The organism is Ensifer sp. (assembly GCF_035999185.1).
Taxonomy (GTDB): domain Bacteria; phylum Pseudomonadota; class Alphaproteobacteria; order Rhizobiales; family Rhizobiaceae; genus Ensifer.
The window spans coordinates 1-9,112 of record NZ_DASYHB010000204.1; the positions used below are offsets into that span (position 1 = coordinate 1).

General features: G+C 62.3%; 9 protein-coding genes. 3 read left to right on the top strand and 6 right to left on the bottom strand.

Translation table 11 applies throughout. The features are described 5' to 3' along the window. Positions 1-19 precede the first annotated feature (19 nt). Positions 20-637 (top strand): F0F1 ATP synthase subunit B, encoded by a 618-nt coding sequence (locus VGO04_RS27565; protein WP_327499165.1) that lies wholly within the window; start codon positions 20-22, stop codon positions 635-637. Positions 638-650: 13 nt separating this feature from the next. Next, the gene (locus tag VGO04_RS27570; RefSeq protein WP_327499156.1) at positions 651-1,136 is read left to right on the top strand and encodes a F0F1 ATP synthase subunit B; all 486 of its coding nucleotides are present in this window, start codon (positions 651-653) and stop codon (positions 1,134-1,136) included. A 365-nt stretch (positions 1,137-1,501) separates the two neighbouring features. Here VGO04_RS27570 and VGO04_RS27575 read toward each other — a convergent pair whose 3' ends face one another. Then, entirely contained in the window at positions 1,502-2,149 is a 648-nt protein-coding gene (locus tag VGO04_RS27575; protein ID WP_327499157.1) for a ribonuclease HII, read from the bottom strand. A gap of 241 nt (positions 2,150-2,390) precedes the next feature. Further along, the gene (locus tag VGO04_RS27580) at positions 2,391-3,548 is read right to left on the bottom strand and encodes a PA0069 family radical SAM protein (RefSeq protein ID WP_327499158.1); all 1,158 of its coding nucleotides are present in this window, start codon (positions 3,546-3,548) and stop codon (positions 2,391-2,393) included. 183 nt (positions 3,549-3,731) lie between these two features. Here VGO04_RS27580 and VGO04_RS27585 point away from each other — a divergent pair, with 183 nt between their 5' ends. Further along, positions 3,732-4,268 (top strand): glycosyl transferase, encoded by a 537-nt coding sequence (locus tag VGO04_RS27585; RefSeq protein WP_327499159.1) that lies wholly within the window; start codon positions 3,732-3,734, stop codon positions 4,266-4,268. 285 nt (positions 4,269-4,553) lie between these two features. On the opposite strand, the gene moaB is transcribed toward VGO04_RS27585, so the two are convergent. The 4 genes from moaB to VGO04_RS27605 all read right to left on the bottom strand — a co-directional run bounded on the left by moaB (position 4,554) and on the right by VGO04_RS27605 (position 9,033). Next, complete coding sequence (moaB, locus tag VGO04_RS27590; protein WP_327499160.1) at positions 4,554-5,096, bottom strand: molybdenum cofactor biosynthesis protein B; 543 nt, start codon at positions 5,094-5,096, stop codon at positions 4,554-4,556. Position 5,097: 1 nt separating this feature from the next. Then, positions 5,098-6,012 carry a 4-(cytidine 5'-diphospho)-2-C-methyl-D-erythritol kinase gene (locus VGO04_RS27595; protein ID WP_327499161.1) on the bottom strand — a complete coding sequence of 305 codons (915 nt, stop codon included), beginning with the start codon at positions 6,010-6,012 and terminating at the stop codon, positions 5,098-5,100. A 7-nt stretch (positions 6,013-6,019) separates the two neighbouring features. Next, entirely contained in the window at positions 6,020-7,855 is a 1,836-nt protein-coding gene (locus VGO04_RS27600) for a tetratricopeptide repeat protein (RefSeq protein WP_327499163.1), read from the bottom strand. 161 nt (positions 7,856-8,016) lie between these two features. Then, positions 8,017-9,033 (bottom strand): polyprenyl synthetase family protein, encoded by a 1,017-nt coding sequence (locus VGO04_RS27605; RefSeq protein ID WP_327499164.1) that lies wholly within the window; start codon positions 9,031-9,033, stop codon positions 8,017-8,019. Positions 9,034-9,112: the final 79 nt, after the last annotated feature.

Genomic DNA, 9,112 nt, shown 5'->3' on the forward strand with positions numbered 1-9,112 from the left:
AGTGCACCTGGAGGTGAGCATGTTTGTGACCGCGGCCTATGCCCAGCAGTCAACCACCACTGAAGGCGCCGAAGCACACGATGCCGCTGCGGCCGGTGAGGTGCACACCGAAACGGGTGTGGCCCACGAAGGCGAGGCTGGTTCCGGCGTGTTCCCGCCCTTTGATTCGACCCATTTCGCATCGCAGCTGCTCTGGCTCGCGATCACCTTTGGCCTCTTCTATCTCCTGATGTCGAAGGTCATCATTCCGCGCATCGGCGGAATTCTTGAAACCCGTCACGACCGGATCGCTCAGGATCTCGACGAAGCGTCGCGCCTGAAGGGCGAAGCTGACGCCGCCATCGCATCCTATGAGCAGGAATTGGCAACCGCCAAGGCCAAGGGTCATCAGATTGCCGACGGTGCACGCGAAGCCGCCAAGTCCAAGGCTCTGGCTGACCGCAACGCTGTCGAAGCCGATCTTTCCAAGAAGATCGCCGCTGCGGAAGACCGCATCGCCGACATCAAGACCAAGGCACTTGCAGACGTCGGCGCGATCGCCGAGGAAACTGCGACCGCGGTCGTCAAGCAGCTCATCGGTGGCACCGTCACCAAGGCTGAGATCGTCGCTGCCGTCAAGGCATCGGCCGGTAACTGAGGAGCACTGAACCATGCATCTTGATGCGACCTTCTATGCCCTCGTCGGCTTGATCCTGTTCCTCGTCCTGATTGCCTACCTCAAGGTTCCGGGCATGATGGGCAAGGCGCTTGACGCCCGTGCCGACAAGATCACCAACGAGCTGGCGGAAGCCAAGCGCCTGCGCGAAGAAGCCCAGGCCCTCGTTGCCGAATACCAGCGCAAGCGCAAGGATGCCGAAGCGGAAGCTGCCGGTATCGTTGCTGCCGCCCAGCGCGAAGCCGAAATGCTGACCGCCGAAGCCAAGCAGAAGACGGAAGAATTCGTCGCCCGCCGCACCGCGCTGTCGGAACAGAAGATCAAGCAGGCTGAAAGTGACGCGATCAACGCCGTTCGTTCGGCAGCCGTTGATCTCGCGATCTCCGCCGCCGAGAAAGTCGTTGCCGCCAAGGCCGACGCCGGCGCCCAGAGCGATCTGTTCAAGAAGGCACTTGGCGAAGTCAAGGCACGCCTGAACTAAAGAACTCGGACATTCCGATTGAAGAGCCCCGCCCTGTGCGGGGCTTTTTGTTTTCGGATGCATGGATGTACTGATGATTGCCGCGGTTGTTCTGACCGCTGGAGCGTCGACCGGAGCCGTTGTGCGCGGGCTGCCGTTTCCAGCTTCCGGCTAGCAACGAGCAGTTCGGTTCTGGTCAGATGCAAGACGAACCCACGGGGTGTTGGATTGATGCAACAAGGCGTCGGCCGCTGTGTTCCTGCGCGACGGCACGCCTGCCACCTCGGCGCCGACGCTTCCAACGCGGCGCGCCGTCCAGCTGCAACCATGTCTTCGATGGATCGACTGCTTTACCGCAAGACCGATGGGCACGCTTGCATGCGAGCTCAGTCCTGGCGCAAGGGGCGGAAGCTCATGCGGTGAAGTGGGCAGGGGCCCTGAGCCTCAATGGCGCGGCGATGCGTCACCGTCGCATAGCCCGCATGCAGCGCAAAGCCGTAGCCGGGATGCGCAAGATCCGCGCGCGCCATCATCCGGTCGCGCGTGACCTTGGCGACGATCGAGGCGGCCGCGATCGAGAGCGAGCGGGCGTCACCCTTCACCACCGCTTTTGCGTAGCAGGTAAGGCCTGGAGGCACGTCACGGCCGTCGACGAGCACGAAACGTGCGGCAGACGGCAGACCGGCAACCGCGCGACGCATCGCTTCCAGGCTCGCCTTGCGGATATCGGTGGCGTCGATCGTGCCAGCCGACGCGGAAGCGATCGATACATCGGCTGTCGCGAGAATTTCCTCGAACAGCTTCTCACGCGCCTGCGCGCTCAGTTTCTTGCTGTCGTCCAGTCCCTCGGGGATTGCGTCCGGATTGAGAATGACGGCGGCAGCGACGACCGGCCCCGCGAGCGGCCCGCGCCCGGCTTCATCCGCGCCGGCTACCGGCCAGAAACCGTCGCCCTTGGCCGAGAGCTCGAAACTGAAGTCGGGCGCTTCGATGACATCGGGAAAAAGGGGAGAATCGGGCGATCTACGAGACATAAGTCTAATTCGCATGATCGACCGATTCTCTTCAAGCCCCCCGGTCCGAGTGCGGCGGCGGACGGGGGATGGCCGGTGCCCAGAACGGCGAACGGGGCACCGGAACTGCGATAAGACCTCAGGCATTCGTGCCGACCTGCCTGCAATCGGGGTGACCTTCCATCGCCGACGCCATTGGCACGCCCGACATCCGGCCGCTCCCGACCCTGATCAGGTCCGGTCGGCATCCCGTCGAGGTCTTTTAAAGAAGCGAGAGCTGCACCCCCATTCCGAGCGGCGGCACGAAGAGGTCGTCGCGCAGCTGCCGCCGCGTCGGGTTGAAGCCGAGCCGCTTGACGGCAAGGTCGAAGCGCCGGCCGATCTGCCAGGCATAGGGACCGGCCCCCTTCATCCGCTTGCCGAATTCAGCGTCATAGTCCTTGCCGCCGCGCATGGAGCGGACGAGCGACATGACATGACGGTAGCGATCGGGGTAATTGCGCAGCAGCCAATCGCGAAAGAGCGGGCTGACCTCAAGTGGCAGTCGCAACAGAACGTAGCTCGCCTCCGTCGCTCCGGCCGTCCTTGCCGCTTCGAGCACCCTTTCGATCTCATGATCGTTCAGCGCCGGGATAATCGGGGAAACAAGGACCCCGGTCGGGATGCCGGCTTCGGCAAGCGCACGCATCGCCTCCAGCCGCTTGGGAGGAGTTGCGGCGCGCGGCTCCATCGTCCGCGCCATCTTGCGGTCGAGCGTCGTCACCGAGATGCCGACACGAACGAGGCCCTGTTCGGCCATCGGCGCCAGGATGTCGATGTCGCGGGTGACCATCGCCGATTTGGTGACGATCATGACCGGATGGTTGGCGTCCCTGAGCACCTCGAGAATCTGGCGCATGACGCGCCATTCCTTTTCGATCGGCTGGTAGGGGTCGGTGTTGGTGCCGATGGCGATCGGCCTCACCTTATAGTCCGGCCGGGCCAGCTCACGCTCCAGAAGCCGTGGGGCATCCGGCTTGGCAAAGAGCTTCGCTTCGAAGTCGAGCCCGGCGGACAGACCCATATAGGCGTGGGTCGGTCGGGCGAAGCAGTAGATGCAGCCGTGCTCGCAGCCACGATAGGGATTGATCGAACGATCGAAGGAGATATCCGGCGATTCGTTTCTGGTGATTACCGAACGCGGCTTTTCGATCTGCACTTCGGTCTTGAAAGGCGGCAGATCCTCAAGACTTTCCCAACCGTCATCGAATGCCTCCAGCGTGCGCGGCTCGAAACGGCCGGACATGTTGAGCCCGGCGCCGCGTCCCCGGCGACGATCGACATCGATCCTGAGCCCGGTCGCACTCATCATCGCTTCGGCGACATCTGCCGTATTGGCGGGCGCGAGCGCGCCTTGCCTGATCTGAGACAGCTCGGTCATTGGAGGCTCCCCGGAATCACAAATCTGATCCCGTTTTGTTCTGATTATTTTCCTATCGCGAATACGAGAACAATTCAAGAACAAAAATGTGATGCGAGCCGCGAGCGTTTTGTGGCGGGGCGTGCTACGGGCGTCGGGAGGACAGGATGTAGCAATTCCGCCCTCGATGCGGTAGGAGATACCATGCTGACCATCATCATGGAAACACGGGATAATGAAGCCGAGCTGGCGCAGACGCTTTCGGTGCTGGTTGCCGGTGCGGTCGAGGGGCTCGTCAGCGATGTGATCATCCTTGATCATGGGTCCAAGGACGGTTCGGCGCACGTCGCGGACGCGGCCGGGTGCCGCTTCTGCCAGGATTGGGACTTGGCTGAGGTGGTTCGCTCTGCACGCGGCGAGTGGGTGATGTTGCTGGAGCCGGGTGCCCGTCCGCTCGGTCGTTGGGTCGACGAGCTCGCCGAATATGTCTCGCTCAACAGGACCCCGGCACGCTTCTCCCATTCCAGGATGCACAGAAAGCCGTTCCTCAGTCGGCTTGCGCGGCGAAAGAAGCCGCTCGAGACCGGCTTCCTCCTGCACAAGCACGATGCGCTTGCGGCGGCGCACGGCAACAGCTGCCTCGGGGACATGACGAATGTAGGGTCCGTGCGCAGACTGTCGACCGAGCTGGTGCCGGCATGGGTCGCGTTTGAGGGCAGACAGGCGACGGTTCGCTCCTGAGCGCATCGCCAGACAAAAAAAGGTGCCAGTCCTGGGACGGCACCTCCAAGTGGCTCTCAAATGACCTTGTTTGAAAGATTGCTTGCCGGGCAGCATTCTGGCTGCACGTCGTATCCAACATTTCTCCCCGCTTAGGGACATAGGCGGAAAGGCGTCTCTGGCAGTGCGAAGAGTGGATGGTGCGGCGTTTGCTCTTCGCTGGCTGACGGTCAGAAATTAGCGGCGCGAAAAGCAGCTGTCAGTTCCAAAGGTAACATGTCGGCCGGGCCGGAATGGCTGCCGATATCAGCCGCGTTTGAGATGTTCGTCGAGCCTGGGCATGATCTCAACGAAGTTGCAGGGCATGTGCCGGTAGTCGAGTTGCTGTTTCAATATGCCGTCCCAGGCATCGCGGCAGGCACCGGGCGAGCCCGGCAGGACAAAGATGAAGGTGGCGTTGGCAACGCCGCCGGTCGCACGTGACTGAATGGTCGAGGTGCCGATCTTGTCGTAGGAAATCCGATGAAACACTTCGGAGAACCCGTCCATGCGTTTTTCGAAGAGTGGTTCCAGCGCCTCGGGCGTTACGTCCCGGCCGGTAAATCCCGTGCCGCCTGTGGTGATCACCACGTCGACTGCCGGATCGAGCGTCCAGGCCTTCACCTGATCCTGGATCGTCTTCTTGTCGTCGGGAACGATCGCACGCGCCTCAAGCCGATGTCCGGCATCGCGCACTCGGGCCTCCAGCGTGTCGCCGGATTTGTCGTCGGCAAGCGTGCGCGTGTCGGATACCGTAAGGATGGCGATGCCGACCGGAACAAAGGGGCGTGCTTCTTTGCTGTTGGCCATTCTATGCCCCTTTCCCTGTCGTCTTGCAGGCGAGAACGTACCATCCGGGATGTGCCGCAGAAAGTGCGTCCGCTGCACGCTCGGCGCCTTCGTCGTTCTTGAAAATGCCAAAGCATGTGGCGCCCGAGCCAGACATCCGCACGAGCGTAGCACCTGTGTCGATGAGGCTCTGGCAAACGGTTCCGATGACCGGTTCCAGTGTCTCGGCCGGTGGCTGCAGGTCGTTGCGCATCGATGCCATGGCAGAGAGCCAGTCGGTCTGTGCCTCCACCCGGTGCGGCAGCACCAGTTGCGGATTGGTCTTGTTCGCAAGCGTCCGGAAGACGACGGGCGTCGAGACCGCGACCATCGGATTGACGAGCACCATCGGGAGCGACGGAAAGTCATCGAGCGGTGTGATGTCCTCGCCGATGCCCTTTGCCAGAAGAGGGGTGCCGCTGAGGCACATCGGCACATCGGCCCCAAGTCTTAGCGCAATGGCCAGAAGCCGCGCAGGTTCGATCGGTGCATCCCAAAGGTCGAGAAGCCCACGAAGCGCCGCTGCCGCATCGGCGGAGCCGCCGCCGATACCCGACGCGAGCGGCAGGTTCTTTTCGAGATGCAGATGCACGGGGCCCGCTGCGGCGGGTTCACGCAAACGCAGTTCCGCGCGCAGCAGGTCGCGGGCCTTCAAAACCAGGTTGCCGCCCTGGGTGCTGGCATCCATTGGCAGTTCGGCGGCAAAGGGCCCTGACACGGTGAAGCGGTCTGCATCGGCAGCAGCAAGAGCGATGCGGTCACCGCGATCGGCAAAGGTGACGAGGCTTTCGAGAAGATGATGGCCGTCGGCCCGTTGGCCGACGACGTGCAGCGCCAGATTGATCTTGGCAGGCGCCGCGCGCGTCAGTGCGAAGCCCGCAATGTCGCCTTCCGACATGGGATCGTCAGGACTTCTTGTCCGGCGCGGGCGCTTCCGGGGTCACCTTTTTCGGTGTCGTCTCCTTGGCGTCGGCGGAGGCTGGAACCTCTTCCTTCAGCGGCGGCAGGCCGTTCTCGATCTTCGCCTTGATTTTGGGGATCTCGGCCTCTTCGGGCTTCAGCTCAAGCGTCTGCGTCCATTGGAACACGGCTTCCAGCTTGCGGCCCACACGCCAGTAGGCGTCGCCGAGGTGGTCGTTGATCGTCGGATCGCCGGCCATGAGTTCGGCCGCTTTTTCCAGCTCCACCACGGCTTCGTCGAAGCGGTTCATGCGGAAATAGGCCCAACCGAGCGAATCGACGATGTAGCCGTCATCCGGCTTCAGTTCGACCGCCTTGCGGATCATCTCGAGGCCTTCGTCGAGATTGATGTTCATGTCGACCCAGGAGTAGCCGAGATAGTTCAGCACCTGCGGCTGGTCGGGGTTGAGCTCCAGTGCCTTGCGGAAGTTCGGCTCGGCCTTGTCCCAGAGCTTCTGGCGCTCGTAGGCGATGCCGCGCTGGAAGAAGACGGTCCAGTCGCTGCGGGTCGGCACCGACCCGATCTGCTCGACGGCACGGTCGTAGAGCTCGCCCATCTCCTTGTAGTCCTTGGCGTCGGACAGAACGCTGCCATAGGCGAGATAGTTGCGGATGTTCTTCGGATCGACGTCGATCAGCGCCTTCAGGTGCTTCTTCGCCTCGTCGACCTTGCCGATGCTCGCGAGGCTCAGGCCCAGCTGCAGTTCGGAGACCCGTCGCATCGGCGATGTCTCGGGGATCGCCTTGTAGAGCTCGATCGCTTCGTTCGGCTTCTTCAGGTTTTCGGCAATACCGCCGAGCATGACCAGGATATCGGCACTATCGGGGTCGAGCCGGCGCGCGGTCTGGAGATAGAGCGAGACGATATCTTCGGCGCCTTCGCGATTGAGCGCTGCACCAATGGAAAAGAGCACGGCGGCGGCGCCCTGGGTGGCGTTCTTGACCTGCTGTTCCTGCTGTACGCCGTTCTCGATGCTGGTCCTGAGCGCCTGGAGCGGCGTGTAGTTGTTGACCATGTTTTCACCGACGGCGATGGTGTCGAGTGCTTTTTGCTTGTTGCCTTCGCGCGCTTCGAACCGGGCGAGTGCCTCGACCGCCCGCATGAAGGTATCCGGTGCGGCGCTACCGCCCTCGCGGTCGAGAATGGCGTCGTTCAGCCGGGTGCGTGCGGTCTGCTTGTCACCTGCTGCAACGGCGATCGCGCCTGCGTGGTAGTTCTTGAACACCCGGAACCACTCCGGGCCGTCAAGTTCCTTGATCTGCGCCAATGCTTCCTTCGGCTTGCCCTGGCCGAACTTGGCCCAGGCGGAAAGCAGGCCGTTCATCAGCCGGTCGAGATCGTTGGGTCCCTGGTAGTTCAGGAGCTTCTGTGCGTTGCGATACTCGCGCTTGCGGATCGCTTCGATCGCACGAATGACCGTGGTGATGCGCTCGACAGCCGGGTCGGATTTGAGCTGCTCGGCAATTTTTGCGCCGTCGTCGAACTGGCCCGCCATCAAAAGCGTGATCATCAGCCGTTGTTTGACGTCGTTGTTGTTGGGCTCGAACTGTAGCGCGATCTTGTAGAGTTCTGTCGCCGAGGCGAAATCGCGATCCGTATCGGCGGTGCGGGCGGCAAGGAATGCGCCGGCAAAGGTGTTGACCGTCTTGATGTCGAACGGTTCGCTTTCCTCGGCAGCGGCAGCCTTCTCCTCGGCAAAAGCCGGGTAGCTGGTGCTGACCGCGGCAAGCGCCAGCAGTGCAGCGCCGCTGAGGAGGCGGAGGATCGTCATTTGCCGCATGTCAAACCTTTCGTGCCGATCGCTCGGCCTTGCGCACCACTAAGGGTTGTTTCGGAGTCAGCCACATATTGCCCAGTGCAACTCTTGAGGAACAGAATGGCTTTTTTGGCGCAATGCGGCAAGAAAATCCTGCCACCTGTCCTCGCCTGGCGAACGCGCCGTCAGCTGACCCGGTCGATGCAGAAATCGATGACTTCTGTCAGTGCCGATTTCCAGGGCGAGGCCGGCAAGGGCGCAAGCGCATCGCGGGCAATCGTGCCGTAGTGTTGGGCGCGCGCGATGGTATCGCTCAAGCCGCCATAGCGTTTGATCAGGCCAAGCGCCTTGTCGAGGTTGGCGTCGCTGCTGTCGCCGCCTTCGATCGCTTCACGCCAGAAGGCGCGGTCTTCGGCCGTGCCGCGACGGTAGGACAGGATCACCGGGAGGGTAATCTTTCCTTCGCGGAAGTCGTCGCCGACATTCTTGCCGAGGTCGCTCGACGAGCCGCCATAATCGAGCACGTCGTCGACGAGCTGGAAGGCGAGGCCGAGGTTCATGCCATAGGATTTCAATGCGTTGCGGTCGGACTTGCTGGTCTGGGCGACGATCGGCCCGACTTCGGCGGCAGCGGCAAAGAGCGCTGCCGTCTTGGCGCGGATGACCTGAAGATAATCGTCCTCGGTCGTCTCCATGTTCTTGGCGACCGAAAGCTGAAGCACTTCGCCCTCGGCGATGACGGAGGCGGCCGTCGAAAGCACGTCGAGCGCGTCGAGCGAGCCGACATCGACCATCATGCGGAATGCCTGGCCGAGCAGGAAGTCGCCGACGAGAACGCTTGCCTGGTTGCCCCAGATCGTACGTGCGGTGGACTTGCCGCGGCGAAGGTCGCTTTCGTCCACGACGTCGTCGTGCAGGAGCGTTGCCGTGTGCATGAATTCGACGCTGGTGGCGAGCTTCACATGTGCATCGCCCTCGTAGCCGAAGAGGGCGGCTGACGCGAGCGTCAGCATCGGACGCAGGCGTTTTCCGCCGGAAGAAATCAGGTGGTTGGCGACCTCGGGAATCATCTGAACGTCGGAGCCGGCCTTCGACAGGATGAGCTGGTTGACACGCTCCATGTCAGGCGCCGTCAGGTCGACGAGCGGCTTTACGGACGCCTGTTTGTTTTTGCTGTCTTCCAGCGGTATCACTACGCCCACACCGGGACTCCTGTTTTCATTGTCGCTTTCGACAATAGGAAGGGGTGTCCCGTGCGGCAAGAGGCGAATTGTCCCGCTT